The following is a 26,974-nucleotide window of genomic DNA, read 5'->3' on the forward strand; positions in this document are numbered from 1 at the left end:
CGCGCGGTCTGCTCCGCAGACACGACGCGCCGCCACTACGTGGCGGAAAGACGGCAACGCTCCGCGTTGCCCACCGGCCGGCTCCGCCGTCCGGCGCGGCCACTCCGCCGTCCGGTGCAGCCAACTCCGTTGTCCGCCGCTCGAATTGCTCCGCAATTCGGCATAACAAAATTCGCTCCGCGAATTTCTCCTGCTGGCTACCTGATCGGCTGCTCCTGCATATCTCTTCACGCAGCTGACTACCCATCACATCTAGTGTTGCATTTGCCAGTTGTGGGATACGCTGCGCGTCAAGTGCTGGGAAAGGTCTAGGCAGGTGGGTCACCGCTCAGCGCCACGATTTTGAGCAGCTGCTACCCACATAACAGTGCTGCTGAGCAGCCTCGGCATCAACGCAGCCGGAGAAGTCGAGCGGCCGGTAAAACTGACACGCGTAATCAGATTACCTAAATTAGCCCGCGGTAGGAGCAGTTGACTACATGCTTAAAACTCGATCCTGCTGCCTCCCGCCTCAACGTTCCCTTACCCGACAAGATCGCCCTCGCCGTCCAACGGGGCCTGGCCCGATAGAGCGACCATCGCTCCGGTGAATGCGACCACGTGGTTTTAACCGTTGAGTTCGCGGCGGGCGCTTTCGACGGCGCGGCGGTGGGCTGCGTCGTCGGTGCGCTCCTCGGCGCGGTCCACGGTGTCGAGGCGCTGCCGGTCGATCTGGTGAGTCGGCACGAAATGGCCTGGGTGGTCGATGAGCTGGCTCGCGACCTGGTCCTTGAGTTCGATGACTCGCCGAGCGGCAGCGAGCACGTCCGGGGGTGGGACCCGTACTGGTGGCACCGCTATCCGGGCTGGTGAGACTGCGGGCGCGGCCCCTGCGCGTAGGCTCGTTCGGCTCGTGAGCACCGCGCTCGTAGGGGAGCGCAGGGTGGCGTCCTGCGAAAGTGACGGCAGCGCTCACTCGGTTTCGTCGGAGTCTGCCTCCCCGCCTCCGCGCAGACGGCGTACCCGCTCGGAGAGACCACCGGAGAGCTTGTCCTTCACCGAGCCGGCCCGGTCGAGGGTCTCGCTGCCGAGACTTCTCGCAGCGCCGACGCCCTTCGCTCCTGTCTCGAGAGCCTTGTTCCCGGCCTCCGTGGCGGCGTCCGTCCACCGTCTCGTTTCCGATGAGCGGCTGCCGGACTCGATGCCGAGCCGGCCGTGGAAGTCGTGGACGCCGGTCATGAGCTGGTTGCTCGCCTTGACCACGGCCGGAGATTTGGCCGGATGCAGCAGCACCTTCGTATTGGCTCTGCCGGCGGCCGTGTTCATTCTGGCCAGCAGGCGTTCGGTACTCCGGGATATGAGGTCCAGTCGATTCTGCCGGGCGGCCCGGAGTCCTTGGCGGTGCCGGTCCAATTCCTGCGGGGAGGCCTCCAGCACCCGGTCGAGTTCGAGCACGGCGATCCCGTCCTGCAGCTGGAAGCAGCGGGCCAGGACAGCGAGCCACTCCTGGGCCTTGGACCGGGCTTCTTCGGCTGCTGCGGCTAGGTCGCCGATTTTGGTCTCGCGTTCCACCTTCTCCGCCAGCGCGTCCAGTTGCCGCAGCGCGTACGCCTGCGTCCGCGCGATCGTCAACGACGTGTTCTGCACCTTCGACCACGTGATCTCCGAGACCCGGCCCACCTGCTCCCGGACGGTCATCGCCTCCTCGACCACCAGGTCAATGCCGATCATGTCCGCCAGTACCGCGTCCTTCTGAGCGCGCAGCACGTCGTCGACCTTCTCCTCGATCCTGGCGAGGTAGTCGGTGATCTCGTCCATCGTCTGTTGCATCGCGAGCTGCGCCATGAGCCCCGCAACGCCGGCGAGAGCCGCTGGGTTGGTCATGACGGTGCCGGGTGATTTCGCGAACTCGACGAAGCCCTTGATCTGGCCCTTCTGTCCTTTCACCACACCTGTGCTGAGGCCTGTGCCGGCGCTTTCCCTGAGCCCGTATTTCTTGACGAGCTCCGCCGACTTCGGAGTCAGCTTCACCCAGTGCCCGTAGTTGGCGGCGATCTCCGAGCCGGCCTGCGCGGAGGCGGCCCCCGTGCCGAGGACCGGTTTGAGCTTCTGTGGCTTCTGATCCTTTGCCGACAGGCCTTGCGAGGTGAGGAAACGGTCGACGTCCGTCGGATCTCCGAACACCGCCAGTCCGTCACCGTCGCTGATCAACTGGATCTCGTTGTCCATCGCCCGTCCCTGAAGTCGGTCGTCGCTCTGGAGGATATGTGCCTTGCTGTCGGTCCGTGCGTGAGTTGGCTGTGGTTCTTCGCGCTCTACCGCGCGGGGGTGGCCTCTCGGGTGTGTTCGCGCAGTGCCGTGCGCAGCGCCGGTAGTGGGGTGCGGGCTCCGAGGGTGGTGAGGAATTCGGGGATGGTCCAGCGGATGAGGGCTCCTTGGCGGGAGAGGTAGAAGGCGACCTCGCGGATGTCGTAGCGGTTGTCGTAGTCGAGGAGGAGGTAGCCCGCGAGCTGTTGCACTTCTTCGCGGCCGAGGCGGTGGGGGCGTGTGATGGCCTTGCAGTCGATGAGGATGTTGCCGGCGATGAAGTCCGCGTCGGCCTTCACGTCGGTGCTGCCGGCGAAGACGGGTCCGCAGATGCGTTGGTCCGCGGGCAGGTTCCGCAAGGGGGTGAAGGGTTTTTGGGCGAGTTGCATCTGTTCGTCGATGTCGTCGATGACGTAGGTGGGGACGGCGTCGATGAGGTCGGTGATGGTGGTGTGTTCGTCGACGTGGGCGAGAGGGTTGCGTTTGCGGGGGAAGGCGCCGGTTCGGTAGACGGCTTCGAAGAAGCAGGTGAGGAAGCAGAAGCGGGTCAGTGCGTCGTCGTCGAGCCGGCGGTCGGGGTCTGTCAGGTGGGCGTGGAGGCGGTGCAGGATGCTGGTTCCGATGGTGTGGAGATGGGCGCGTACGGCGGGGGGCGGTGCTCCGTCGAGGGGGTGCGTGCTGCCGATCAGGTCGACGCCGGCGGTGGCGGCGGGGCCGGGCCCTGATCCGAGGTGCAGGCGGAGTCGGTAGTCGATCGTGTGGCCGAGGGCGGCGTAGTCGGGCCGGCGTTCGTTCAGGGGCTGGACGGGGTGCGGGAGGTCGCGGGTGTGGCGGAGGTAGGAGGCGATGAGGCGCTCGGGGTGAGGGAGGTGGCGTGCCATGAAGGTGGACATAGGTGAGCGGGGGTACTTCAGCTGTCCTGTGAGGGGCAGTTGGGCCAGGGAGATGCCGTCGGGCGTGGTGTCGGCGGTGGCCGGCGTGGAGTGGGCCTGGAGGCGTTTGATGCCTGTGGTGTCCAGGAGGTGGCGTGCCCGGGTGACCGCGACGTAGATGAGGCGTGCGGTGGAAGGGTGGACGACGCGTGGGGTGTCGTCGAGGGGGGTGAAGCCGGTACCGATGCGCACACGGTTCCATTCGCGTCCCTTGGCTTTGTGGACGGTGGAGACGACGACGCGGGCCTGGGCTTCGTCGGTCATGCGCTTCACGGTGCTGATGATCTGCTGGGGTCCGTAGGTGTCGACGAGTTCGACGATGGCTTTGAGGTCTGCGGCGGCGGAGTCCTGTTCGGCGTATTCCTGTACTTCGGCCCAGGAGGAGAACAGCGCGAGGTCGTGGTGGGAGGTGCGGCGGCCGGCTTGCAGGTCGACGGCGGCTTTCGCGATGGTCAGCAGTGGCCGGCCGCCGCCGACCAGGGCGACGGGCACGTCGTGGTCGAGGAAGCGCAGGACTTCGGCGAGGGCGTCGGCGTTGCCCCGGCAGAGCACGGCGTCGGGGACCTCCACCTCCGCGAGTCTGGACGGTTCGCGGGCGTGACCGGTGAGTTGCATCGTCGAGGCGGCCGCGCGCAGCCAGTGGTTGGCGACCGCCGCGATGGCCGGGCCGAAGCGGAAGGACTGGGTGAGTTCCATCCGCCGGCCGGGGAAGCCGTTCATGATGTCCTTGGCGTGCCGCCACTCGTAGATCTGCTGGGAGGGGTCGCCGACGCAGACGCGCTGCGCGTCCTGGGCGAGGAAGACCTCCTCCAGGACGGGGTTGGTGTCCTGTGCCTCGTCGAGCAGGATGTAGTCGGCGTGCAGCCGTGGCCGGGTGAGGGCCCACATCTTGAGGTAGTGGTCGTGCTTGAAGGGCAGGGTGCCGGTGGGTGAGCAGAGGTCGTCCCAGGCCCGGCGGGCCCTGGGCAGCAGGACCCCGGCGAGGTACTGCCGGCCCCGGTCGTCGAGGCCGTTGACGGTGCCGAGGTGGCGTGCCGCGACCTGCTGGTCGGTGGAGTAGCAGAAGTGTCTGACCATCTCCATCACGTGGTGGGCCAGTGTCGTCGGTTTGAGCCGGCGGCCGCCGATGGCGAGGTCGCGGTCGATGCCGAGCAGTTGGGCCGTGCGCCACAACGGCATGTGCCGGGGGGCGTCCAGGCGGGCCTTGAAGTGGCCGCCCAGTGCCCGGTAGGCCAGTCCGTGTGAGGTGCTGCAGTGCACGTTGTCGTCGAAGCGGGCTCTCGCCTCTTGGGCGATGGGCCGGTTGAAGGCGATGTACATGCCGCGGCGGCGGGTCGCGCCGCCCATCAGCACCAGCGTGGATGTCTTGCCGGTTCCCGCGCCCGCCACCAGGGCGAGATCGTTACCGTCGGCGAAGCTGTCCCGTGCTGCCGCTTGCTCCTCGGTCGCCTGCACTGGCACCGCGTGATCCCTTTCCGTCGCTCGTCCTTTCCCGCCCGGTGGTCTCAGCCGGAGTGTTTCGGGCGGTGATCAGCAGCATGACGGCTGGCACTGACAGCTGGTCAGGATCCGGTCAGGGGGTCGTGCAACGCCTTGCCGTGCCCGGGGAAGCGGCCGAGGCCGTGGCCCCGCCCTCCGGAATAGGGCGGGGCCACGGGGTCGGTGGAGCCGTCGGTGGAGCTACGGATTCTTGCCGACGGCTTTGGCGTTCACTGCCGGGTCGACCCACTGCTGCCAGCGCGGGCTGGCCGCGATGGTACGCAACTGGGCTTCGGTGAGCGATGTCCCGGTGGCGGTGACGAGGATTCTGGTGCCGTCGGGGCGCAGCAGGTCGGCGGTGCGGGTGCGGACGCCGTCGGTGGTGGTGGTGTACGCGAGGAGTGTGGCGCCGCCTTGGAGGGTGCTCAGGTGGCAGTCGGTGAGGGGTGTGGTGCTTTGGACGTCGCAGGTGTAGCGGTGCTGCAGCTGACTCCTGGTGGTGTCGTGGCGCTGTTTGGCGATGCCCGAGTCGTGGTTGCGGCGGGCGGCGTCCTTCTTGCGGGCCTCCTTGTCGGGTGCGGCGGTGCCGCCGCTCTCGTCCGTGCTGGGAGGGGTGTCGGGAGCGGCCTCGGCCTGTGCGGGGCTGAAGACGAAGTCGCCCAGGACCCGGACGTCGATGACGGTCTTGTCGCGGGTGGTGATGCTTCCCGCGGTCTGGACGGAGGTGAAGCGCGGGTCGGTGTTCTGCCAGCGGACGGTGGGCTGTGGGCCCGGTCCGCCGGGGAGCAGGTCCCGCAGGATGTCCACGGTCGCGGCGCCGGTCAGGGCCTCCTTGCCCGGGGGCGGGGAGGCCTGGGCCCCGGCGGCCGCGAAGTCGGGGATCCTGACGCTGGTCGCGGTGGTGTCGCCGGTGTGGCTGTTCGGCAGGGCGGTGGCGACGGCGAAGGCGGTGAGTGCGCACAGCGCGGTGCCCGCGGTGCTCCAGGCGACCGCTCGCCGGCGGCGCCGGGTGCGGCGGCCCCGGGTCACGGCGCCGCGCACCAGGGTCTCGGTCCGCACCGGAAGGTCGCTGAGGGTGGAGTCCATGGTGCGCGACAGCTCGGGTCCGAAGAGGTCTGCGGCTGGGTCATCGTGTTCGTGCAGCGGCATCGGAGCACCGTCCTTCTCGGTGGCGGGCAGGGTGGTTCGGTCGGACTGCCATGATCAGTGCGGAGAGTAGGAGGCGTGCTCGCCACCGATGAGCTTGCGCAGCCGGGACAGGCCGACCGCGCTGCGGTTGCGGACGGATCCCTGGCTGAGGCCAAGTTCACGGGCGGTCTCGGCCACGCTCCTGTCCTCCCAGTACCGCAGGATGACCACGGCTCTCTCCCGCACCGGGAGCTGTGCGAGCGCGGCGAGGAGCGTGACCCGCAGCGCGGCGTCCGCGTCCATGGCCGTGCCTTCGGGTACGGCTGAGACCGGGCGCTCGGTGGAGCGGCGCAGCCGGGTGTGCGAGATGAAGCTGCGCATCAGCACGGTCCGTACGTACGCTTCCGGGTGGTCCGCCCCGCGCACCCGGTGCCAGGAGGCGTACGCCTTGCCCAGGGCCGTCTGTACCAGGTCTTCGGCGAGGTGCCAGTCCCCGCAGAGCAGCAGGGCGGTACGGAACAGGCGCGGGCTGCAGGCACGGGCGAACTCCTCGAACTGCCCGAGGTCCTCCGAAGACGCCACTGTGCCCCAGCCCTTCAGCCGATCGGAGTTCTTCCACATCCTTAAGGACGCCGCGGGGTGCGGATCCTGTCACGGTGTCCGGAGAGGAATGACGGGTGTCAGCGTCGCAGTGCTTCCGCCGGCTGGATGCGCGATGCCCGCAGCGCCGGATAGAGACCGGCCACCAGGCCGGTGACCAGGCCGATCACCGGGGCGGCCGCGACGGTCGACGGGTGCACCACCGGCGTCCAGTCGCGGGCCACGGCGACGGCCACCACGGTCACGGTGCCGAGGCTGGTCCCGATGAGGCCGCCGAGTGCGCCCAGGGCGGCGGACTCGGCGAGGAACTGCACGGTGATGTGGCGGCCGCGAGCACCCAGTGCCCGGCGCAGGCCGATCTCCGCGGTGCGTTCGAGGACGGCGACCAGTGTGGTGTTCGCGATGCCGACGGCGCCGATGACGAGGCAGATCGAGGCGAGCAGCAGGAAGAGCTGGCTGAGGTCGTCGGTGACGTGGGTGCGCAGCGTCTTGGGGTCCGGTGGTGGCACGGACTTGAGGTAGCCGGGGTGGTCCGGGCGCAGGGCGGTCGGTGCCTCGGTGGCGATCTGCTGGGCGGCGCCGATGCGGGTGGAGATGAGCATCTTCGCCGGGGTGTCCTGCGGCTCGCCGTAGAGCCCGAGCGCGGTGGAGCGGGGGATGACGACCGACGAGAGCAGATCGGCCTTGCGCCGGACGTCGTCGATGATGCCGATGACGGTGAACGGCTGTTCGCCGATGAAGATCGCCGGGTGTGTCTCCAGGGTGGTGACGCCGAGTCGCCCGGCCAGGCCGGAGCCGATGACGGCCACGTCGTCGGCGTGCTTCTCGTGGTAGCCGTCGAAGATCCTGCCCTGGGACAGGTGCGGTACGGCGGCTCGGAGGACTCCGGGGGAGGCCGCCACCAGCGTGGCGTCCTCGCCGGTCCCGTCGGCCGAACCGCCGCCCAGGGAGGCACGTACCCGCATGTCGGGGCCGGTGCGCACGGACCAGAACACTCCGGCGTGCTCCACTCCGGCGAGTTTCTCGATCCGCTGGTCGGCGTTGCGGGGGAAGGCCATCGGCGCGTACGGGTCCTGCTCGCGTGCCACGTCCTCGACCGTGACCTCGGTGGCGGTGAGTACGGAGAAGCGGGCATCGATCTGCGAGGAGGTGGTGGCGGTCAGGCCGAGGATCGCGACGAAGGTGCCGACGCCGAGGACGGTGCCGAGCGCGGTCAGGGCGGAGCGGGCCGGTCGCTGGAGCAGTCCGGCCAGTGATTCGGCGAGCAGGTCACGCACGCTGAAGGAGGACGGTTCGACGGCCCGCTCCGGCCGTTCGGTGGCGCTCACGCGGTGTTCTCCCGGTCCTCGTGCAGCACGCCGTCGCGGATCGCGACGGTGCGGGCGCCGCGGCCCGCGACCAGCGGGTCGTGGGTGATGACGACCACCGTCATGCCGTCGGCGTGCAGTTCGTCGAGGAGTTCCAGCACCGCTTCGGCGTTGCGGGTGTCGAGGTTGCCGGTCGGCTCGTCGCACAGCAGCAGCGAGGGGCGGCTCGCCACGGCGCGGGCGATGGCGACGCGCTGGCGTTCCCCGCCGGACAGCCGGGTGGGCAGCGCGTTGAGCCGGTGGCCGAGCCCGACCCGTACCAGCGCGTCGCGTGCCCGCGCGGAGCGCTCCGCGCGGGGGACGCCGTTGTACGTCATGCCCAGGACGACGTTCTCCTGTGACGAGCGGTGCGGCAGCAGGTGGAAGGACTGGAAGACGAATCCGATACGGCGTCCGCGCAGTGCGGTGCGGTCCGTGTCCCGCAGGGCGCCGGTGTCGATGCCGTCCAGCAGGTAGGTGCCGTGGGTCGGTGCGTCGAGGAGCCCGGCGATGTTCAGGAACGTCGACTTGCCGGACCCGGAGGGGCCGACGACGGACACGAACTCGCCGCGGTGGATCGTCAGGTCGCACGGTCTGAACGCCGGTACCGGTGGCGGTCCCGGATAGGTGAGGCCCGCCTGCCGGAACTCGATGACCGCGGGCGGTGCGCCGGGGGTTCGCGGTTCGGCGTCCTGCTGGATCAGCGTCACGAGCCGCTCCCCGCGCCGTTCTTGACGCCGGTGACCACCAGGTCGCCCTCCTTGAGGGAGGCGCCCGCTTCGGGTTGCACGGCCACGAAGCCGTCACCGGAGGTGCCGGGCCGCACCGCGACCCTGCGCTGCCTGCCGCTGTGTTGTCCGTCGCCGTCCTCCAGGACGGTGACGACGCTCTTTCCGTCGGCTCCCGAGGACAGGGCGGTGACCGGGACGACCAGTGCGGCGCCCGATGTGGAGGCCGCCTCGATGGTCAGTCGTACGTCCTCGCCGGCGGAGTTCGGCGGCAGCGGCCGGTTGGGGTGGACCACCATCAGGTAGCCCTGCGGGGCGGAGGCGGCGCTGTCGCCCGTGCCGTCGCCCGCGGTCTCGCCCGCGGTGGAGCCGTCGGTGCCGCTCTGCCCGGCCGCCTGTTGGCCGTTGTTCTGGGTGTCGGCCACCGACGTGACCGTGGCGGGCACGGTGAGGCCGGCCGACTCGATGTCGATCTGCACTTTCTGCCCGGATCTGATCAGGCCTTTCTGCTGTTCCTGCAGATAGCCGTCGACCACCAGTCGACCGGCCGATATCTTCATCGCCGCACCGTCGGCGGCGGAGCCCACCACCGCGGAGACCTGGGTGATGCGGGCGGGGAAGCTGCGGATGAACACCACTTCGCCGGAGGGCAGCATCGGCCCGGCCTTCTGCTTGACCTTGGTGAGGGCCTCGCGGGCCGTGGCGAGGTCCTCCGCGGCGCGGCTGACGCTCTTGCGCAGTGACCGGGTGTCCGCGCCCCCGGACGTGCGGTCGCCGCCGCCCGCGCCGGCGGCGCCGGGGACCGTCTTGCCGTCGGCCTGGTCGGCCGCCGAGAGGGTCGCGGAAGCCGAGGGGTCCGGTGCGGCCGTGGGCGCCGGGGCGGTCGGGGACCCCGTGGTGGCCGTCGCTTGGTGCAGGGCGTCCAGCGCGTCCTCGTGGGCGCGTTCCGCTGCCGTCACCGCGCTCTGCGCCGCCGATATCTGGTCGGCCTCGTCGGCGGACGCGGGCAGCGGGTCGTAGCCGATGGAGGCGTAGTAGGCGCTGAGGGCGCTCTTGGTGCCCGCTCCGAAGTGTCCCGCGCGGTCGTTCCCGGTGCGGTGTCCGAGTGCGCTCAGCGCTTGCTGGAGCTGCTTGACGTCGTCGCCCTCGGTGCCCGGCTTGAGGTCGCGGTAGACCGGTACGGAGCCCTTGAGCGCGAACACCGGGCGCCCGGAGACCTCCATCACGACCTGGCCGGCGGAGACGGTCTGCCCCTGGCGCATCGGCAGTTTGGTGACGACGGGGCGGCCGCCGTCCGCTGCGCCGGCGCCGGCCGGCGTCACGTCGACGGACTGTCCGGCGGTGACCGTGCCCCGCAGGATCACCGAGTCCTTCAGGACCCGGTTCTCGACGGGTGAGGTGAGGATGTCCGGAGAGGGGGCGCGTGCGTCGGCGGCGGCCTGCGCCGGGGACTTGATCAGCAGGGAGGCGCCGACGCCGGCCCCGGCGAGCAGCACCGCCGCCGCGGCGACGAGGGCCACCCAGCGCCGCCGCCTGGCCAGTACGGACGCGGTGTCGTCCGCGGCCGCCGGTATGTCACCGGTCGTCGTCATGTCACTCACCCGTGACCTGTGCGGCCAGCTTGACGTCGTGTTCGATGTCCTTCTTGACGGCGTCCAGCTGTTGCGCGTTCTTCTCGATGGCCTGCTTCTGGTAGGCGACGTCGACGGCGTTCCAGATCCCCGCCACGTTGTACTTCTCCATGCAGGTGGCGCTGGCCGTCGCCACCTTCTTCTCCTCGGCGCTCACGGTCGTGCCCGCCCACTTCGGGTCGCCGTCGGCCTTGATCGGCGTCGGGTAGTCGAAGCCTTCCTTCTTCATGCAGCCGGACCACTTGCCGAAGGCCGCCCTGACCCGCTTGTCCTCGGTCGACTTCTGGAAGCTGTCGATGTTGACGTCGACGGCGACGGGGGCGTCCTGGTAGTTGCCGAGCTTCTTCTTCGCCTCGCCGTAGCAGCCGCCCGCGGGGACCTTCTGGCCGTTGTAGTCCTGGCCGCCGGGACCGGACTTGACCGAGGGGTCGGTGGTGCCCCGGAGGACACCGAGCTGGGCCTGCGACAGGTTCGACCGGGAGGCGGTCCCCGCGTTCTTCGCCTTGGCCAGGTCGGAGGCGGTGTGCTGGCCGGGCACCTGGAACCCGTACTGGGCGGTGACGGCGGGGTCGAGTTTTCCGTAGCGGTACTGCGACAGGACGTACTTCGGGCCTTTCAGCTCCGTCGTGGGCTCGTGGAACTGGATGCCGAACCGCCGCATGCAGCGTTCGCGCAAGGTGTTCTCGGCCTTGCCGAGCGCGGCCGACTGCTCGTCGGTGAGGAGGTAGGCCTCGACCGGCACCGGCGTCTGCACCCGGGTGGTGATCCTGGGGGTGGACGAGACCTCGGGGGCGCCGTCGGACGCCACGGTCTTCTGCGGCGACGAACCGGAACAGCCGGTGGCGAGCGCGGCGGCCAGTACGGTCACCACGGCTGTGCCCTGGAGGGAGCGGGAGCTGAGCTGCTTCACGAGCGGCACTTCCTTGCTGATGAGAGGGCGTCTGCGGCCTGAGCATGAAGAAGGGCACTCCGCCCGATTCCGGCGAGCGGAGTGCCCGTGCACCGTGCGGAGAATCTCGTCCACGTCCTCAAGGACGCTTCGGGGCACGGTTCTTGTCACGCGGCTGTGCGGATGGGCTTGCTCAGAACCAGTCGCCGGACGCGTTGTTGTTCTTCATCGTGGAGTTCAGGTTCGCGAAGCCGCCCTTGGCGATGGCCTGCGAGGCGAAGCTGGCGTTGTAGTTCGAGTTGTAGTAGATGCGGATTCCGAGGTCGAAGTCCCAGTTGTCGACGGACGCGGCGTTGTTCTTGACCGCCTGTCCGGCGCCGTTTCCGCCGTTGGTGCTGGTGCTGGCGGAGAACTTGAGGCCGGCGTAGTCCGGGATCGCGTAGTACTGCTTGTACAGGGCGCCCGCGTTGTTGGAGTTGTAGTGCAGGCAGGCGTAGTCGACGCTGCAGGAGACGGCCGCGTTGGCCGGCGAAGCGAGGACGAGGCAGCCCGCGGTGGTCGCCAGAGCGACCGCGCCGGTGGTCGCCAGGTGCTTGAGTCTCATGAACTCCCTTTCGGTGTAGTCCAGTTGGACCGCAGTGGTCCGTCGTGACCCTAAGCCGGGTACAGATGTTCGACGAGTGAGTTCTTACGGTTGGGGCGCAAAACGACTCGCGCGGATCCGCCCGGCGCGGACGGTGGAGTTCCACGGATGCCCCCAGGTGACCGTCGGGAGGAACAGCACATTCCGGAACAAATATCGGTGCCATGGCCATGTTCTTTCACCGCAGAACGCGTCATACCGCGCGTATCGACAGCGTCAGCGCACGCGAAGGATGGCGGAATCTTGTACGCCACAGCGGCTCGGAACGCGTGCCTCGTCGAGGTCGGCGGGGAGCTGTCGACGGTCACCGGAGCCCGGCGGGGCCCGGGGAGCGGGCCGACGGGGGCGTTCCGAGGCTCGGCGGCGGGGCAGATGGACGCTGAGGGTGCAGGTTCTGCACCGATGACGTGGATGGGAGGTGACGGACATGGACTGGCAGTTGTTCGCCCAGCAGATGGCGACGATGGCTCGTGACCTGCTGGCCCAGTCCTCGGAGGCGGACACCCTCGAACGGGTCACGCAGTCCGCGACCGAGCTGGTCGAAGGGTGCGATGCGGCCGGCATCCTGCACCTGCACGGCACCCGGGTGCAGACCATCGCCCCCACCGACCAGCTCGTCCTGGACAGCCACCACCTGCAGGAACAGCTGCAGGAAGGCCCCTGCTTCGACGCCGCCCGCGACCGCGACACCACCCAGGTCTACCGGATCGCCGACCTCACCGCCCAGGACCGGCGCTGGCCCCGCTACGCACCCCAGGCCCGCGAACTGGGCATCGGCAGCATGATGGGCTTCCTGCTCTACACCGACAAAGAACAGCTCGGCGCGCTCAACCTGTACGCTCGCCGCCCCGCCGCGTTCACCCACGACAGCGAGACCGCCGGCTGGCTGCTGGCCTCCCACGCCGCCGTCGCCCTCTCCGGCGCCCGCGCCCAGACCCAGATGGACCAGGCCGTCGCCACCCGCCACACCATCGGCGAAGCCATGGGCATCCTGCGCGCCGCCTACCACCTCAGCGCGGAGCAGGCCTTCGACCTCCTGCGCCGCCGCTCCCAGCGGGAGAACACCAAACTCCGCGATGTCGCCCAGCTGGTGTGCGAACACGGCCGTCTACCCTGACCCACGCAGGACGACCGATGTCGCGATGACGCCGTTCGCCTGCGTCCAGCGCCCCGAGATGCTGGTCCACGTCCGGCTGGAGCGGGCGGCGGGCGCCAGGACGCGGGCCTCGAAAGTGCCGTTCAGTGAGAGCGTCACGGATGCCTCGTGAAAGTCCAGCCATGTCTGCCGGACGGGGAACCACGCTTTGTAGATGCTCTCCTTCGCGCTGAAGAGGACCGTGTCCAGGGCGGTGCCGGTGCGCGGAGCAAGGCGATCGAGCATGGCGCGTTCTTCGGTGCGGGCGACCGTCTCCAGTACGCCGCCGGGGAGGGGCTCGTGCGGTTCGGCGTCGATCCCGAGGGCGAGTACCCGGGCGCTGTCGGCCACCGCGGCCGCGTAATAGCCTGCGCAGTGCGTCATACTGCCGGCGATTCCGTCCGGCCAGATCGGCGCCCCGGCGACACCAGGAATCAAGGGGGCCGGACCATACCCCAGTTCCGCCAGTGCGTCCCGCGCGCACGCACGCACCGTGGCGAATTCCGTCCGCCTTTTCGCTCCTGCTCTACTGATCACCGATTCCTCCTCAGGGAAGAGGTCGATATCGGTGCGTGGTATCGACGTGTGATATTCGCGTACCTCAGGGCTGAGGATTTCTCGGAGCACTTCGGACTGCCTTTACGGAGTGCGCGTCCAAACTGTTGGTGACCGCGCGTTACGGTGTGTAGTCGACCTGGGTAAGTCGCGGACCATCCCGGTGCCGCCCTTGCCACCGAATCGCCGTTCGGGTTCCACTCATTGCGCACACTACAAAGCGGGTCGCGGGCAGCTCGAGGATCGGTCGCGGCCTCCTTTCCCCCACCCTCGTCTCCTGATCGTCCCGGCGATCTATTTTCTTGCGCGGAGGAAAGCCATGAATTCAGTGAGCAGTTCTTCTTCTCCGGCGGGCGCTGGGACAGGTCTTCCCGAGGCGCCGGTTCAGCCGAGGAGGCGGCCCGGTCCTGACGGGCGCCGCGGTGACGTCCTCACGACGCGGGTGGGGCTGCAGATGTCGCCCGATCTGTCCTTCGACGCGTGGCAGCGTGCGGGCAGCCAGCTCGCCGGCGTGCTCGACTCGTCCTCGTGGTGGCTGGGCGACTGGCTGGTCTACGGGAAGGACCACTACGCCGATCGCTACCAGATCGGCATTCGCGCCGCGGGCCTGAAGTACCAGACCCTGCGCAATTACGCCTGGGTGACCCGCCGCTTCGACATGCCACGGCGCCGGGCGGCCTTGACGTTCCAGCACCATGCCGAGGTGGCCTCGCTGCCCTTCGAGAAGCAGGACACGTGGCTCGATGACGCGGAGCGCAAGGGCTGGACGACGAAGCAGCTGCGCAACGCCATCAAAGCCGTCGACGACGGTGCGCTGCTGAAGGCGGCCCGGACCGACAGCGCGCGGCAGCTGGCGCTTCCCGGTGGCCGTATCGACTGGTGGCGTCAGGCCGCCGACCACTCAGGGGTCGACTTCGACAAGTGGGTCCTGTCCACGCTCGACAGCGCTGCGGGCCAGATCCTCGAGCACGGCGAATCCGTCCCGGCGTTGAGTGCGTGATCCGCTTCTTCCCCCGGCCGTCCCCCCGCGCACCCGCGGGGGGACGGCTTCGTCGTGGTCGGCGTGGGTCACGTGTGCACGGTGTGCGGCAGCTGCGCCATGAGCTGGGCCGTCTCGCGGTGCCGTCCGCACGGGTGGCCGGCGAAGGCGTCGTGGACGCGGTCACGGACGTGCGGCTGCTGTTCCTGGCTGAGTTTGAACATTCCCTCGGCGCCGGTCACCGTGATGCGGAACGCTCCGACACCGGGGAGGAGCTTGTGGAAGTACTCCTCGGATTCCGTCATGTCCCAGCCGGTGCCGAGGTCTTGCTCGAAGGATCGCACCGTCGCCTTGACGACCTCGAGGGTGTCTTCCGCGGACGTGATCTTCTCCACCGTGCCGTGTACGTGGACCGCGGTGAAGTCCCACGTCGGCGCGGCGGGCGTCTTCTCGTAGATCGTCGGGGAGACGTAGGCGTGGGGGCCGGCGAACACCAGGAGGACGGGCTGTCCGTCGCGGAGCGCGGCCCAGTGCGGGTTCTGCAGGTTCATGTGCCCCAGGAGGAGGCCGCCCGTCAGGTCCTCGCTCCACTCCCCGGTCATCCCGGGGTCGCGGATCACCGGCAGATGCGTCGCGAACGGTCCTTCGCCAGCGCCGCCGTTCGTGACGCACAGGGCCAGCGGATTGCGGCGCATCAGGTCCACCATCCATGAGCCGTCCGGCTCACGGTACTGCGGCGGGACAAACATTCGGTCTTCCCTTCGGTGATGATTGCTGGTCGTGCCGTCCCGTCAACGGGACAGCGGCCCACGGAAGAGGTTTATCGATTTCAGGTGTCGTTCCCTGAGTTCTTCGTCCTGTATTCCGTGTCCGTCTTCGGGTGCCAGACACAGCACGCCTACTTTTCCGCTGTGTTCATTGCGGTGCACGGAGCGCGCGGCCTCTCCGGTCTCCTGCAGGGGGAATACGGTGGAGAGCGTGGGGTGCACCATGCCGCGTGCGATGAGGCGGTTCGCTTCCCAGGCCTCTCGGTAATTCGCGAAGTGCGTTCCCACAATACGCTTGAGGTTCATCCAGAGATAGCGGTTGTCGAACTCGTGCTGGTACCCGGACGTGGACGCGCAGGTGACCACCGTCCCGCCGCGACGCGCCACGTAGACGCTGGCGCCGAACGTCTCTCTTCCTGGGTGTTCCAGGACGATGTCGGGGTCCTCGCCGCCGGTGAGTTCCCTGATCCTGGCGCCGAAGCGCCGCCACTCGGCGGGATCCTGGGTCCGCTCGTCCTTCCAGAAGCTGTAACCCTCCTCGGCCCGGTTGATGACCAGTTCGGCGCCCATGGCCCTGGCCAGGTCGGCCTTCTCCTGGCTGGACACGACACACACGGGGACCGCCCCGCCGTTCAGGGCCAGTTGGGTGGCGTAGGAGCCCAGACCGCCGCCGGCGCCCCAGATCAGGACGACGTCGCCCTGCTTCATCGCGGCTCCGTTGCGGGAGACGAGCTGGCGGTAGGCGGTGGAGTTGACCAGGCCCGACGCGGCGGCCTCCTCCCATGTCAGGTGGGCCGGCTTGGGCATCAGCTGGTTCGTCTTGACGAGGGCCAGCTCCGCGAGGCCGCCGTAGTTCGTCTCGAAGCCCCAGATGCGCTGCGCCGGGTCCAGCATCGTGTCGCCGTGGCCGTCGGGGGACTCCAGCTCCACCGACAGGCAGTGCGCGACCACCCGGTCCCCCGGCTTCCAGTTGCTGACGCCGGGGCCGGTGCGCAGGACCACGCCGGACAGGTCGGAGCCGAGGACGTGGAAGGGCTGGTCGTGACGGTGCGCTCCGGGGACCGAACGGGCGTACCGTTCCAGGAACTTGAACGTGGGGAGCGGTTCGAACAGCGCGCTCCACACGGTGTTGTAGTTGATGGCGCTGGCCATGACCGCGACCAGTGCCTCGCCGGGTCCGGGTTCGGGGGTCGGCACGTCCTGGATGTGGACCGATTTGCTCGGGTCCTTCTCGGACGTCGCCATGCCGGCGAACATGGTCGTCTCCTGCTTCAGCACGACCGCGCCACGGTAGGAGTCCGGTACGGCGAGCGCAGCGAAGTCCTTCTCCTGCGCGCTGTCGGACAGCACGGCGCTGACTATCTCTTTCATACTGATCCCTCGTCAGGTCTGGGCGGTCGGTCTGGTGGGAGAGGCGTGCGGGAAGCCGCGGAGATCCGGCCCCGGCCGGTTCACAGGGGCATGTTTCCTCGCTCCGTGCGGGTCAGGTCGCGCTTGCTGCGCAGCATGCGCAGGGCCCGTGCCACGTGGCTGCGGGTGGACGAGGGCTGGATGACGGCGTCGATGTAGCCGCGGTCGGCGGCGACGTAGGGGTTGCACAGCCGGTCCTCGTAGTCGCGGCGCAGTTCCTCGCGTACCGCGTCGACGTCGCCGCCGGCGGCCTGTACGGCGGCGAGCTTCTTGCGGTGGACGATGTTGGTGGCGCCCTCCGCGCCCATGACCGCGATCTCGGCGGCCGGCCAGGCCAGGTTGACGTCCGCGCCCAGGTGCTTGGAGCCCAGTACGTCGTAGCCGGCGCCGTAGGCCTTGCGGGTGATGACCGTGACCAGGGGGACGGTGGCTTCGGCGTAGGCGTAGATGAGTTTGGCGCCCCGGCGGATGATGCCGGTCCACTCCTGTTCGGTGCCGGGCAGGAACCCGGGGACGTCGACGAAGGTGAGCACCGGGACGTTGAAGGAGTTGCAGGTGCGGACGAAGCGGGCGGCCTTCTCCGAGGCGTTGATGTCCAGGCAGCCGGCGAGGTGCAGCGGCTGGCTGGCGACGATGCCGACCGAGGCGCCCTCGATCCGGCTGAAGCCGACGACGATGTTCGGAGCGTAGGCCTCCTGGACCTCGACGAGTCCGATGTCATCGACGACCTGTTCGATGACGTCACGCATGTCGTACGGCTGCGTCGGTGACGTCGGGACGATGCGGTCGAGCTCGGGGCGGCGGTCGGCGTCCGAGTCGACCGCGATGTCGGTCAGCGCGTCGGTGGGGTATTCGGGAGGGAAGGTGGCGTTGTTGTCGGGCAGGAACGAGAGCAGGTCCTTGACATAGTCGATGGCGTCCTGCTCGTCGGCCGCCAGATAGTGGGCGTTGCCGGACACGGAAGCATGAGTGCGGGCGCCCCCCAGTTCCTCCACTCCGATTTCTTCACCGGTCACCGCCTTGACGACTTCCGGGCCGGTGATGAACATGTGCGACGCTCGATCGACCATGACCACGAAGTCGGTGAGCGCGGGGGAATAGGCGGCTCCGCCGGCACAGTATCCCATGATGAGGGATATCTGCGGGATGACTCCGGACGCTTTCACATTCCGGTGGAATATCTCGGCGTACAGCGCCTGCGACACCACACCTTCCTGGATTCTGGCGCCCGCGCCGTCGTTGATCCCGATGATCGGCCGGCCGGTCTTGAGGGCCAGGTCCATGATCTTGAGGATGCGGCGCGCGTGCACCTCGCCCAGGGAACCGCCCATGAACGTGGCGTCCTGGCTGAAGACGCAGACGGGGCGCCGGTCGATCGTGCCGTATCCGGTCACGACCCCGTCGCCGTAGTGTTCGCCGCGGCCGGCATCGGCGCCGTCGGCCGATCCGCTCAGCGCGTCCAGCTCGACGAAGGAGCCCGGATCCAAGAGTAGTTCCACCCGGCGCCGCGCACTGAGTTTCCCTTTGACATGCTGCTTGTGCGCAGATTGTTCGGCCTGCTCGATCACGACCCCTTGACGTCGCTGAAGCTCCTTGACAGCGTTTTCCCGTTCGCGCACGTCCATGAATGTCCACCCTCGGCCAGAAACCCGGGAACCAACGAATCAGTGATGCCCCGACACGCGGAAGACTCTATTGCCAAGGGTCTCGGAAGACAGTTGATCCAAGCCCCTGAGCGGTGGTGCGGCGACGGGTGAATTGAATATCCGGAAATGCTTTGCCGTAAAGAGGCCCGTGGCGTACGTGTCCTGCCGCCAGGACACGGGTGGCGTCGCTCGTGACGTCACCGCGACCGGACAGTGACGTCACTTTGCTTGCGGTGACGTCATCGGTGACGCTACGGTGACGTCATGGACCTCGCACCGCACGTCACGAACCTCAGCAGAGCGCTCGCCGCGGCCGGCACCGCCGGCGGCAAGGAGGCCGAGGCCTTCCTCGAGCGCTTCGCGATCCCCCTGGAGTCGGCGATCCGGCTCACTCTCTTGGAGGTGGTCTCGCAAGCCGCAGAGGAGATCAGCGCGGAGCTGCCCGCCGGATCCGTCGATGTCCGCCTGCAGGGCAGCAACCCGCGCTTGAAGGTGACGGCGGAGTCGGCGGCGCAGCAGGCCCCGGCGCCGCACGACAGCGACAGCGCTCCCCTGGCCACCGACGAGGGCCCGCTCTCCCGCATCACGGTCCGGATGCCGGAGCGGCTCAAGCAGCACGTCGACGAAGCAGCGGGTGAGGAGGGCGTCTCGGCCAACGCCTGGCTGGTGCGGGCGGCGGCTGCCGCCGTGCAGTCCGCCCGCCGCGGCGGCGGGGGCCGCGGCCTGCGGGTCGACCAGCGCCACCAGGGCTGGATCCGCTGAGCCCGCACCAGAGCACCGCCCCGCACCCCCCGACCGCTTCCTCACCCACCCCCACGCAGAAGGGCCTTGTCATGCCTACTTTCGAAACCCCCTCTCCCGTCTCCGTCGACCTCGACCTCGTCGCCGCCGAGATCGACATCACCAGCAGCGACCGCGCCGACACCGTCGTGACGGTCCGCCCGGGAAGCGAGAGCGAGGCGAGCGCGCGGGCCGCCGAGCAGACGACGGTCCAGTACCGGGGCGGCAAGCTGGCGATCAGGACGCCGAAGCCGCGGCGCGGCCTGTTCACCCGCAGCCGCCCGGCCGAGGACGAGAAGGACTCGACCATCGTCGTCACCATCGAGCTGCCGTCGGGTTCCGACCTGTCGGGAGAGGCCGCTCTCGGATACCTCGCCGCCCAAGGCCGCCTCGGTGACTGCCACTTCAAGTCCGCGTGTGGGAACGTGCGCCTTGAGGAAGCCGCCTCACTGCGCATCGAGGCCGCCCTCGGCGATGTCTACGTGGGCCGGGTCACCGGCGCGGCGGAGATCACCACGACGCAGGGCAACCTGAAGGTCGACGTCATCGGCGGCGCCGCCCGCATCAAGAACCTCAGCGGCACCACGGCGCTCGGTGACGTCACCGGTGATCTGCGCGTCACGGCGACGAACGGCGAGGTCTCCGTCGGCCGGGTGTTCGCCGATGTGGAGGCGAAGAACACCAACGGCGACATCTACCTCGGTCAGGTCGCGGGCGGGGAGATCGTCCTGGAGACCACCCGGGGCTCGATCGGCGTGGGCATCCCCGAGGGCGTCGCGGCGCACCTGGACGCGCGCAGCCTCCTCGGCGGCATCTACAACGCGCTCCAGGACAGCGCCGCCCCGACGGAGCCGGGCGCCACCGTACGGCTGCGTACGCGCACCGTCATGGGCGAGATCAAGATCCACCGCGCCTGACCATCACCCACCGAGCAAGAAGTCAGGAAGGAGGGGGCGTGACAACTCCCCCATCGGCCATCACCGTCACGGGCCTGAGCAAGTCGTACGGCGACAAGGTAGTTCTCGACGGCATCGATCTGGAGGTGGCCGCGGGGTCGATCTTCTCGCTGCTCGGCCCCAACGGGGCGGGCAAGACCACCACGGTGGAGATCCTGACCACGCTCATCAACGCGGACTCCGGTGAGATCCGGGTGGCCGGCCGGGACGTCGTGCGCGAGCCGGACGCGGTGCGCGGCGCCATCAGTGTCACCGGCCAGTTCTCCTCGGTGGACAACCTGCTCACGGGCAGGGAGAACCTCATCATGATGGCCGACCTGCACCACCTGGGCCGCCGGGAGGCGAGGCGCAGGGCCGATGAGCTTCTCGAGCAGTTCGACCTCGCCGACGTGGGGTCCCAGCGCGCCCTCGCCTACTCGGGTGGCATGCGGCGCCGGCTCGACCTGGCCATGACCCTGGTGCGACGGCCGGCCGTCATCTTCCTGGACGAGCCGACGACGGGGCTCGACCCGCGCAGCCGGCACGCCATGTGGGACGTCATCAGGAACCTGGTCTCGGAGGGCGTCACCATCTTCTTGACGACGCAGTACCTGGAGGAGGCCGATCAGCTGGCGGACCTCATCGCGGTGCTCGACCAGGGGCGGCTGGTGGCGCAGGGGACGGCCGCCGAACTCAAGCGGCGCATCCCGGGCAGCTACGTGCGTCTGGAGTTCGCCGAGCCGCGCCACCTGGAGCGGGCCCTGGGCGCGCTCGACGGGGCCCGCCCGGACGGCACCGCGCTCGCGCTGCAGGTCCCGGGCGACGGCAGTGTCGGGGCACTGCGCACGCTGCTCGAGCGCCTGGACGTGACCGGGGTCGAGGTGGCCGAACTGACGGTCCACACCCCCGATCTCGACGATGTGTTCCTCGCCCTGACCACCGCCCCGCGCCGCCAGAAGGAGACCGTCCGATGAGCACCCTCAGCTACTCCGTGAGCGACTCGATGACGATGCTGCGCCGCAGCCTGCGGCACGGCATCCGGTTCCCCGCCATGCTGATCTCCAGCCTGGTGACACCGGTCGTGCTGCTGCTGATGTTCGTCTACATCTTCGGCGGGGCCCTGGGCGCCGGGGTCGGCGGCGCGAGCGGCGGCCGCACCGAGTACCTCAACTACATCGCGCCCTCGATGGTCCTGCTGACGGTCTGCTACGGCGGCGGCAGCACGGCGGTGACGGTCAGCGTCGACCTGACCGAGGGCGTCATCAAACGCTTCCGGACGATGGCCATCTCCCGCGGCGCGGTGCTGACCGGACATGTGCTGGGCGGGTTCCTGCGGACCATGGCCACCGTGACGCTGGTGCTCGCGGTCGCCCTCGCCATGGGATTCCGTCCCACGGCCACGCCGGGCGAGTGGGCCGCCGCCGTCGGCGTGCTCGCGCTGCTCAGCTTCGCGCTGACCTGGCTGATGATCGCGTTCGGCTCGGCCGCGAAGAACCCCGGCAGCGCCAACACCGCTGCCATGCCCCTGCAGATCCTGCCGCTGGTCAGCAGTGCCTTCGTGCCGACGGAGTCGATGCCGGCCGGGGTGCGCTGGTTCGCCGAGTACCAGCCCTTCACGCCGGTCATCGACACGCTGCGCGGCCTGATGCTGGGCAGCCCCATCGGCAACAGCGCCGCCATCGCGATCGGCTGGCTCGCCGGCATCACGGTGATCGGCTTCGTCTGGGCCCGTGCCGCGTTCCATGCGCGCGGACGCTGACGCCGTCACCGCAGGCACCGCCGTAGGAGAGCCACCGCTGCGTCGTCAGGGCAGCGGTGGCTTTCGTGTGCTCCGAGCCGGGGGCCGGTAGGGACCCCGGGGGGTCCTGAACGGCTGCGGTGACGGCGGGGGTTGGCGCCCTGGGCCGGGGGCGGGCGGGCCGCCACGGAGTGCAGCCGCTCGCGTGCCCGGTTCCGGGCGGGCCGCCCGGCTCCGGGCATGCGAGCGGCCCCGCAGATCGCTGAGGGACGATCTGCGGGGCCGCTCTTGGGACCGCGGGGAACTACCGGGGGATGGGGTGCTCCCGTGCGGTCTGCCGGGGTGGGCGGTGGACCGTCATCCCCGGTCCCAGGTGACCGGCAGGCTCCACAGTCCGTAGAAGGCGACCTCGTCGCGCACCGAGACGTCCTCGGGCGCGACGGCCAGGCGCAGCGTCGGGAAGCGACGGGCCAGGGCGGGGAAGGCCACGTGCAGCTCGACGCGGGCCAGCTGCTGCGCGACGCACTGGTGGATGCCGTGGCCGAACGAGACGTGGCCGCGCGCGGAGCGGGTGAGGTCGAGGTCGTCGGGCGCGCCGAACTTGTCGGCGTCGCGGTTGGCGGCGGCGGTGGACAGGGTGACCATCTCCCCCGCCTTGATGACGTGACCGTCGATCTCCACGTCCTCCAGCGCGGTGCGCTGCAGGAACGGGAGCACCGTGGTGTAGCGGAGCAGTTCCTCGACGGCGCGGGCGACCGCCTCGTCGTCCTCGGCCTTGCCGAGCAGGGCGTACTGCTCGGGGTTGTTGAGCAGCGCGAAGACGCCGAGGGCGAGGGTGCCGGCGACCGTGTCCAGGCCCGCGCCGAGCAGGGTGAGGCCGAGGTTGATGATCTCGTCGTCGTTGAAGTCGCTGGTGGCGAGTCCGCTGAACAGGTCGTCGGTGGGGTTCTCGCGCTTGGCGAGCATCAGCTCGCTCATGAACCCGCGGACCGCCAGGAACGCCTTGGTCTGCTCCTCGACGGACGCCTTCTCGCGGCCCAGCGCGTGCATGTGGTCGACGAGGTCGGTGAACGCCTGCCGGTCGTCGTAGCTGATGCCGAGCAGTTCGGCGATGACGACACCGGGGATGCGGCGGGTGAAGGCGTCGACCAGCTCGACCGTGCCCTCCTGCTGCTCCATGGCGTCGAGGCACTCGGTGGTGATCTCCTCGATGCGGTCGGTCAGCTGCCGCATCCGGCGCACGGTGAACTGGCCGGTGAGCTGACGCCGGTAGCGGGTGTGGTCCGGGGGGTCCATGAGGGCGAGGAAGCCGGGCGGCGCCGGCGGCGGGTTCTCCATCGCGGGGGCGCCGGGGATGGGCGCGCGGTGGTGGTTGCTGCCGCTGCTGAAGCGGGGGTCGGCGAGGACCTGCCGGGTGAGGGCGTGGCTGGTCACCAGCCAGCCGTCCACGTCGCCCGAGTAGTGGATGCGGCTCAGGGGCGTCTTCTCGCGTATCTCGGCCAGCTGTACGGGAGGGTCGTAGGGGCAGCCACTGGCGCGTTCGCTGGGCAGCCAGATCGCCTCTGGGAGTACCTCGGTCATATGAATCTCCCTCGCAACATCCACACTCGTAGAAAAGATCTGATACTCCGGGGAGCGGAAGGCTCCAGCATTCCGGGGTATTCCGATTGCCCGGTGCTCCGTCTCGGATCGCTTGCCGGAGCGGGCGGTTCCCACTTCATCGCAGCACCCTGCGCGCCAGATTTTTCGGCCGCCGCCTCGGAAACAATCGGAATACCCCGACCCTTCTCGTGAAAGGGGGGTTGGGTGCTGCACCGAACTATAGGAGGGAGCGACGGCAAGGGGTAGGCCGCAGCCTGCTCCGGCCGTCCGGTGTCCCGGCGACAGGACACCGTTGCCCAAATCCGTTGTGAGGCGGGTATGTTCGGCTCGGTTCTTCGCCAGGCAATAGGCGGTACCCACCAGAAATCGCAGAAGGATGGTCCCATGCCGTCTTCCACGAATGACGACGCAGCCCGGCCGCTCTCCGTGGCCGAACTGGAACGCGCCACGGTCGATTGGCTCCGCACGGAGCTCGAGGACGCCGATATCTCCGCATCGGACAACTTCCTCGATGTCGGCGGTCATTCGCTCGCGTTCGCCCGGCTCAACAAATTCCTCGCTGATTCGTTCGCGGTGAACCTGGACATGAAGGTCGCCTACGACGAGCCCCTGTCCACCGCCGTGGCCAAGGCGCAACCGGTCCAGTCACACGCATAGTCGAAGCAAGGAAGGCACAGCATGGCAACCAGCATCGAGCAGAGCACCCTGTCTCTGTCCGAGGACGAGCTCGCGTTCTTCCACAAGAACGGCTATATCGGGCCGATCACCGTCTACACCCCCGAGGAGATGGACCAGCTGTGGAAGCAGGTCCACCGGGAGACCCTGGACCGCAGCCACGCCGCGTATCCGGAGGTCGACGCGAGCGTCGGCGCGCCGAACATCTTCAACTACGACCGGCACCTGGACATCGACCTGCTGGCGGAGCACGTCTGCAACCAGAAGATCGTGGACCGCGTGGCGTCGATCCTCGGCCCCGATCTGCTCTGCTGGCGCTCGGAGTTCTTCCCCAAGTACCCCGGCGACGAGGGCACCGACTGGCACCAGGCGGACACGTTCGCCAACGCCAGCGGCAAGCCCCAGCTGCTGTGGCCCGGTGAGTCGCCGGAGGACTTCGGCGCCGGCACCATCACGGTGTGGACCGCGTTCACCGACTCCACCCGCGAGAACGGCTGCCTGCAGATCATCCCGGGCACCCAGAACAAGATGAACTACGACGAGACCAAGCAGATGGAGTTCGACGAGGGGCGTATCAACGCGGAGGTCAAGGACGGCGTCCCGCGCGGCTTCTTCGGCTACGACTACCGCCAGCTGCAGGTCGACCCCGGCTGGAAGCCCAACGAGGAGGACGCCTACTCGCTGGTCATGGAGCGCGGCCAGTGCGTCATCTTCTGGTCGACGCTCATGCACGCCTCCCTGCCCAACATCAGCACGGGCAAGGACTACCGCATGGGTTTCGCCACCCGCTACGTGCCCACCAAGGTGCGGGTGTACCCGGACACGGACCGGATCGAGGAGTACGGCGGCAGCATCTCGCTGGACAAGTGGGGTGCCGTGCTCGCCCGCGGAGCCGACGGCCACGGTCACAACAAGATCGTCACCGAGACCCTCCGCGGGGCCCCGATCCGTACCGTCGCGGCACGCTGACGGCCTCTCGCCGAGCAAGGACTGGTGGTGCGGGCTCGATGGGGGCCGAACCGGACAGACCCGTGATCGCGCTCGTTCCGCCGTCGTGCTGCGGCGCCGGCTACTTCCGCAGGCTGCGGCGCGCCCTGCCGGACGACGTCGGCGTCAGGGCCCTGGAACTTCCCGGGCACGGGCGCCGGCACGCGCAGGACTTCGTGACGAGCGCCCCCGCGGTCGTGGCGGACGCGCTGGCGCAACTCGGCGGCCGGGTCGACGTCGTCTACGGCGAGAGCCTCGGCGCCTACGTCGCCCTCGGCCTGGTGGCTGCTCTGGGCGACGGGCCGGGGACCTCTCTGGTCGCCGCTTCGAACGTGCCGCCTGCCCGGCAGCGCGCCGTGACCGCACAGGACGTCGCGACGCCGTCGGCGGCGGCGGCGACCCTGGCCGCCATGGGTGGTGTGCTGCCCGACGAGGTCCTCGGCGACCCGGCGCTGCTCGCGCAGGTCTTCCCGGTGATCCGGGCCGATCTGCTGCTGTCGCGCTCCCTCGTCGCCGCTGTCGCCGCGACGGCGGTGGCGGGGGATCTGACGGTGGTGGCCGGTGAGGACGACCGCGCCCTGTCCGGACTGGCCGGGTGGGCCCGGCACACGACGGGGCGTTGCTCGTTCGAGCTGCTGCCCGGCGGCCACCTGCTGTCCCAGAGCAATCCCACCGCTGTCGCCGGTGTCCTGCTGTCCGTCCTGTCGGGGCGCTGAGCCGGCGGGTCCGCACCGGCCGGCCGACACCTTGGAGTTCAGACACCGTGACACTTGCCGCCGGGCCCGTACCCGGCCTGTCCGACCATCAGATGCTGGTTTTCCTGTTGCAGCTGAGCCTGCTCATCGCGGTCGCCACCCTGCTGGGCAGGGTGGCCGTGCGCCTGCACATGCCGCCGGTGGTGGGCGAGCTGGCCAGCGGTGTGCTCCTGGGCCCCTCCCTGTTCGGCGCCGTGGCCCCGGGACTGTCCGGGTGGCTGCTGCCCCGCGACGCGGAACAGATGCATCTGCTGAACGCGGTCTCCCAGCTGGGGGTCCTGTTGCTGGTGGCCATCACCGGTGCCCACATCGACCTGGGGCTGCTGCGCCGCAAGCGCCACACCATCGGCCTGGTCAGCGTCGGGAGCGTCCTGCTGCCGCTGGCCCTCGGTTTCGCGCTGGGCCTGCTGCTGCCGGCCTCGCTGTCCGGCGGCGCGGGCGGTGACATGACCTTCGCCCTGTTCATCGGGGTGGCCGTGGCGGTGAGCGCCCTGCCGGTGATCGCCAAGACGCTGCTCGACATGGGTCTGCTGCACCGCAACGTGGGCCAGATGATCGTCGGCTCGGCGGCGGTCAGCGACATCGTCGGCTGGCTGCTGCTGTCGGTCGTCTCCGCGATGGCGACGCACGGCCTGCGCACGGGGGTGATCGTCGAGTCGGTCGGCTACCTCCTCATCGTCCTCGCCGCCACCGTCTGGGTCCTGCGCCCGCTGGCCGCCCGGGTGCTGCCGCCGCTGCAGGACGCGCAGCCCGGGCTCGGCCTGTCCGCCATCGTCGTCATGATCCTGCTGGCCGCCGCGGGCACCCACGCGCTGGGCATGGAGCCGATCCTCGGCGCGTTCCTGTGCGGCATCGTGGTGAGCTCCCTCGGCGCGTCGAGCCGCCGGTCCCTGGACTCCGTGCGGTCCTTCGTCATGGCGACACTGGCGCCGCTCTTCCTCGCCGCGGCCGGGCTCCAGGTGGATCTGACGACCCTGGCCCGCCCCTCCGTGCTGCTCGCCGCGGTGCTGACGCTCGCCGTGGCCATCGGAGCCAAGTTCGCCGGCGGCTACCTGGGGGCCCGGGCCGGGCGGCTGAGCCACACCGAGTCCCTCGCCATCGGCGCCGGGCTCAACGCGCGCGGCCTGGTGGAGATCGTGCTGGCCTCGGTGGGGCTGCGCCTCGGCGTCCTGAACACCGCCTCGTACACCGTGATCGTGCTGGTGGCCGTCGTGACCTCGGTCATGGCACCACCCGTCCTGCGGCGCACCACGAACCGCATCGCCACCACCCCGGCCGAGCTCGAACGCGAACGCGAGTTCACCGCGCCTCTCGTGCGGGCCGGCTGATGTCCCCCGGCATTCACCGA

The 26,974-nt window shown here is 69.3% G+C and carries 25 protein-coding genes; 11 read left to right on the forward strand and 14 right to left on the reverse strand.

Going from position 1 to position 26,974, the window contains the following annotated elements; genetic code table 11:
• Window positions 1-600 precede the first annotated feature (600 nt).
• A complete protein-coding gene (locus ACIBW6_RS33740) occupies window positions 601-852 on the forward strand; it encodes a hypothetical protein (protein ID WP_399066535.1) in 252 nt (83 codons plus the stop codon).
• 99 nt (window positions 853-951) lie between these two features.
• On the opposite strand, the gene ACIBW6_RS33745 is transcribed toward ACIBW6_RS33740, so the two are convergent.
• From ACIBW6_RS33745 to ACIBW6_RS33785, 9 genes are all read right to left on the reverse strand, one after another.
• The gene (locus tag ACIBW6_RS33745) at window positions 952-2,208 is read right to left on the reverse strand and encodes a hypothetical protein (protein ID WP_399066537.1); all 1,257 of its coding nucleotides are present in this window, start codon (window positions 2,206-2,208) and stop codon (window positions 952-954) included.
• 86 nt (window positions 2,209-2,294) lie between these two features.
• Window positions 2,295-4,679, reverse strand: coding sequence for a UvrD-helicase domain-containing protein (locus ACIBW6_RS33750; RefSeq protein ID WP_399066539.1), 2,385 nt, complete (start codon window positions 4,677-4,679; stop codon window positions 2,295-2,297).
• A 219-nt stretch (window positions 4,680-4,898) separates the two neighbouring features.
• A complete protein-coding gene (locus ACIBW6_RS33755) occupies window positions 4,899-5,846 on the reverse strand; it encodes a hypothetical protein (RefSeq protein ID WP_399066541.1) in 948 nt (315 codons plus the stop codon).
• A 54-nt stretch (window positions 5,847-5,900) separates the two neighbouring features.
• Window positions 5,901-6,407 carry a SigE family RNA polymerase sigma factor gene (locus tag ACIBW6_RS33760; protein WP_399066543.1) on the reverse strand — a complete coding sequence of 169 codons (507 nt, stop codon included), beginning with the start codon at window positions 6,405-6,407 and terminating at the stop codon, window positions 5,901-5,903.
• Window positions 6,408-6,505: 98 nt separating this feature from the next.
• On the reverse strand, window positions 6,506-7,753 hold the full coding sequence (locus ACIBW6_RS33765) for an ABC transporter permease (RefSeq protein WP_399066545.1): 1,248 nt from the start codon (window positions 7,751-7,753) through the stop codon (window positions 6,506-6,508).
• Entirely contained in the window at window positions 7,750-8,481 is a 732-nt protein-coding gene (locus ACIBW6_RS33770; protein WP_399066547.1) for an ABC transporter ATP-binding protein, read from the reverse strand. Before ACIBW6_RS33770 ends, ACIBW6_RS33765 begins: the two co-directional genes overlap by 4 nt.
• A complete protein-coding gene (locus ACIBW6_RS33775; protein ID WP_399066549.1) occupies window positions 8,478-10,091 on the reverse strand; it encodes a peptidoglycan-binding protein in 1,614 nt (537 codons plus the stop codon). Before ACIBW6_RS33775 ends, ACIBW6_RS33770 begins: the two co-directional genes overlap by 4 nt.
• 1 nt (window position 10,092) lies before the next feature.
• A complete protein-coding gene (locus tag ACIBW6_RS33780; RefSeq protein ID WP_399066551.1) occupies window positions 10,093-11,040 on the reverse strand; it encodes a hypothetical protein in 948 nt (315 codons plus the stop codon).
• Window positions 11,041-11,212: 172 nt separating this feature from the next.
• Complete coding sequence (locus ACIBW6_RS33785) at window positions 11,213-11,623, reverse strand: hypothetical protein (RefSeq protein ID WP_399066552.1); 411 nt, start codon at window positions 11,621-11,623, stop codon at window positions 11,213-11,215.
• A gap of 466 nt (window positions 11,624-12,089) precedes the next feature.
• On the opposite strand from ACIBW6_RS33785, the gene ACIBW6_RS33790 reads away from it, so the two are divergent.
• Complete coding sequence (locus ACIBW6_RS33790; RefSeq protein ID WP_399066553.1) at window positions 12,090-12,779, forward strand: GAF and ANTAR domain-containing protein; 690 nt, start codon at window positions 12,090-12,092, stop codon at window positions 12,777-12,779.
• Here ACIBW6_RS33790 and ACIBW6_RS33795 read toward each other — a convergent pair.
• Complete coding sequence (locus tag ACIBW6_RS33795; protein ID WP_399066556.1) at window positions 12,771-13,424, reverse strand: 4'-phosphopantetheinyl transferase; 654 nt, start codon at window positions 13,422-13,424, stop codon at window positions 12,771-12,773. The genes ACIBW6_RS33790 and ACIBW6_RS33795 overlap by 9 nt on opposite strands.
• 247 nt (window positions 13,425-13,671) lie before the next feature.
• Between ACIBW6_RS33795 and ACIBW6_RS33800 the strand changes: the two genes are divergently transcribed.
• Window positions 13,672-14,352 (forward strand): LmbU family transcriptional regulator, encoded by a 681-nt coding sequence (locus ACIBW6_RS33800; protein ID WP_399066558.1) that lies wholly within the window; start codon window positions 13,672-13,674, stop codon window positions 14,350-14,352.
• 68 nt (window positions 14,353-14,420) lie between these two features.
• Here the strand turns inward: ACIBW6_RS33800 and ACIBW6_RS33805 are convergent, their stop codons facing one another.
• The 3 genes from ACIBW6_RS33805 to ACIBW6_RS33815 all read right to left on the reverse strand — a co-directional run bounded on the left by ACIBW6_RS33805 (window position 14,421) and on the right by ACIBW6_RS33815 (window position 18,133).
• Entirely contained in the window at window positions 14,421-15,080 is a 660-nt protein-coding gene (locus ACIBW6_RS33805) for an FMN-binding negative transcriptional regulator (protein ID WP_399066560.1), read from the reverse strand.
• Between the two features lie 42 nt (window positions 15,081-15,122).
• Window positions 15,123-16,469, reverse strand: coding sequence for a crotonyl-CoA carboxylase/reductase (ccrA, locus tag ACIBW6_RS33810; RefSeq protein WP_399066562.1), 1,347 nt, complete (start codon window positions 16,467-16,469; stop codon window positions 15,123-15,125).
• Window positions 16,470-16,549: 80 nt separating this feature from the next.
• Window positions 16,550-18,133 carry an acyl-CoA carboxylase subunit beta gene (locus ACIBW6_RS33815; RefSeq protein WP_399066564.1) on the reverse strand — a complete coding sequence of 528 codons (1,584 nt, stop codon included), beginning with the start codon at window positions 18,131-18,133 and terminating at the stop codon, window positions 16,550-16,552.
• A 285-nt stretch (window positions 18,134-18,418) separates the two neighbouring features.
• Here ACIBW6_RS33815 and ACIBW6_RS33820 point away from each other — a divergent pair, with 285 nt between their 5' ends.
• The 4 genes from ACIBW6_RS33820 to ACIBW6_RS33835 all read left to right on the forward strand — a co-directional run bounded on the left by ACIBW6_RS33820 (window position 18,419) and on the right by ACIBW6_RS33835 (window position 21,628).
• Window positions 18,419-18,916 carry a hypothetical protein gene (locus ACIBW6_RS33820; protein ID WP_399066566.1) on the forward strand — a complete coding sequence of 166 codons (498 nt, stop codon included), beginning with the start codon at window positions 18,419-18,421 and terminating at the stop codon, window positions 18,914-18,916.
• A gap of 71 nt (window positions 18,917-18,987) precedes the next feature.
• Window positions 18,988-19,851 carry a DUF4097 family beta strand repeat-containing protein gene (locus ACIBW6_RS33825; RefSeq protein WP_399066568.1) on the forward strand — a complete coding sequence of 288 codons (864 nt, stop codon included), beginning with the start codon at window positions 18,988-18,990 and terminating at the stop codon, window positions 19,849-19,851.
• Window positions 19,852-19,889: 38 nt separating this feature from the next.
• Window positions 19,890-20,843, forward strand: coding sequence for an ATP-binding cassette domain-containing protein (locus ACIBW6_RS33830; protein WP_399066570.1), 954 nt, complete (start codon window positions 19,890-19,892; stop codon window positions 20,841-20,843).
• The gene (locus ACIBW6_RS33835; protein ID WP_399066572.1) at window positions 20,840-21,628 is read left to right on the forward strand and encodes an ABC transporter permease; all 789 of its coding nucleotides are present in this window, start codon (window positions 20,840-20,842) and stop codon (window positions 21,626-21,628) included. The genes ACIBW6_RS33830 and ACIBW6_RS33835 overlap by 4 nt, the downstream gene beginning before the upstream one ends.
• Before the next feature lie 336 nt (window positions 21,629-21,964).
• Here the strand turns inward: ACIBW6_RS33835 and ACIBW6_RS33840 are convergent, their stop codons facing one another.
• The gene (locus tag ACIBW6_RS33840) at window positions 21,965-23,188 is read right to left on the reverse strand and encodes a cytochrome P450 (protein WP_399066574.1); all 1,224 of its coding nucleotides are present in this window, start codon (window positions 23,186-23,188) and stop codon (window positions 21,965-21,967) included.
• A gap of 405 nt (window positions 23,189-23,593) precedes the next feature.
• Between ACIBW6_RS33840 and ACIBW6_RS33845 the strand changes: the two genes are divergently transcribed.
• The 4 genes from ACIBW6_RS33845 (at window position 23,594) to ACIBW6_RS33860 (ending at window position 26,954) form a co-directional block, all read left to right on the forward strand.
• A complete protein-coding gene (locus tag ACIBW6_RS33845; RefSeq protein WP_399066576.1) occupies window positions 23,594-23,866 on the forward strand; it encodes a phosphopantetheine-binding protein in 273 nt (90 codons plus the stop codon).
• A 21-nt stretch (window positions 23,867-23,887) separates the two neighbouring features.
• On the forward strand, window positions 23,888-24,853 hold the full coding sequence (locus tag ACIBW6_RS33850; protein ID WP_399066578.1) for a chlorinating enzyme: 966 nt from the start codon (window positions 23,888-23,890) through the stop codon (window positions 24,851-24,853).
• Between the two features lie 62 nt (window positions 24,854-24,915).
• Window positions 24,916-25,587, forward strand: coding sequence for a thioesterase II family protein (locus tag ACIBW6_RS33855; protein ID WP_399066580.1), 672 nt, complete (start codon window positions 24,916-24,918; stop codon window positions 25,585-25,587).
• Window positions 25,588-25,634: 47 nt separating this feature from the next.
• Complete coding sequence (locus ACIBW6_RS33860; protein WP_399066582.1) at window positions 25,635-26,954, forward strand: cation:proton antiporter; 1,320 nt, start codon at window positions 25,635-25,637, stop codon at window positions 26,952-26,954.
• Window positions 26,955-26,974: the final 20 nt, after the last annotated feature.

Source organism: Streptomyces sp. NPDC049813, from assembly GCF_044465085.1.
In the GTDB taxonomy this organism is placed as follows: domain Bacteria; phylum Actinomycetota; class Actinomycetes; order Streptomycetales; family Streptomycetaceae; genus Streptomyces.

Coding starts and splice junctions, on each gene's coding strand:
- ACIBW6_RS33835 (WP_399066572.1), top strand. CDS start 20,840: ATGAGCACCCTCAGCTACTCCGTGAGCGACTCGATGACGATGCTGCGC.
- ACIBW6_RS33825 (WP_399066568.1), top strand. CDS start 18,988: ATGCCTACTTTCGAAACCCCCTCTCCCGTCTCCGTCGACCTCGACCTC.
- ACIBW6_RS33815 (WP_399066564.1), bottom strand. CDS start 18,133: ATGGACGTGCGCGAACGGGAAAACGCTGTCAAGGAGCTTCAGCGACGT.
- ACIBW6_RS33805 (WP_399066560.1), bottom strand. CDS start 15,080: ATGTTTGTCCCGCCGCAGTACCGTGAGCCGGACGGCTCATGGATGGTG.
- ACIBW6_RS33845 (WP_399066576.1), top strand. CDS start 23,594: ATGCCGTCTTCCACGAATGACGACGCAGCCCGGCCGCTCTCCGTGGCC.
- ACIBW6_RS33840 (WP_399066574.1), bottom strand. CDS start 23,188: ATGACCGAGGTACTCCCAGAGGCGATCTGGCTGCCCAGCGAACGCGCC.
- ccrA (WP_399066562.1), bottom strand. CDS start 16,469: ATGAAAGAGATAGTCAGCGCCGTGCTGTCCGACAGCGCGCAGGAGAAG.
- ACIBW6_RS33790 (WP_399066553.1), top strand. CDS start 12,090: ATGGACTGGCAGTTGTTCGCCCAGCAGATGGCGACGATGGCTCGTGAC.
- ACIBW6_RS33775 (WP_399066549.1), bottom strand. CDS start 10,091: ATGACGACGACCGGTGACATACCGGCGGCCGCGGACGACACCGCGTCC.
- ACIBW6_RS33755 (WP_399066541.1), bottom strand. CDS start 5,846: ATGCCGCTGCACGAACACGATGACCCAGCCGCAGACCTCTTCGGACCC.
- ACIBW6_RS33785 (WP_399066552.1), bottom strand. CDS start 11,623: ATGAGACTCAAGCACCTGGCGACCACCGGCGCGGTCGCTCTGGCGACC.
- ACIBW6_RS33800 (WP_399066558.1), top strand. CDS start 13,672: ATGAATTCAGTGAGCAGTTCTTCTTCTCCGGCGGGCGCTGGGACAGGT.
- ACIBW6_RS33850 (WP_399066578.1), top strand. CDS start 23,888: ATGGCAACCAGCATCGAGCAGAGCACCCTGTCTCTGTCCGAGGACGAG.
- ACIBW6_RS33820 (WP_399066566.1), top strand. CDS start 18,419: ATGGACCTCGCACCGCACGTCACGAACCTCAGCAGAGCGCTCGCCGCG.
- ACIBW6_RS33745 (WP_399066537.1), bottom strand. CDS start 2,208: ATGGACAACGAGATCCAGTTGATCAGCGACGGTGACGGACTGGCGGTG.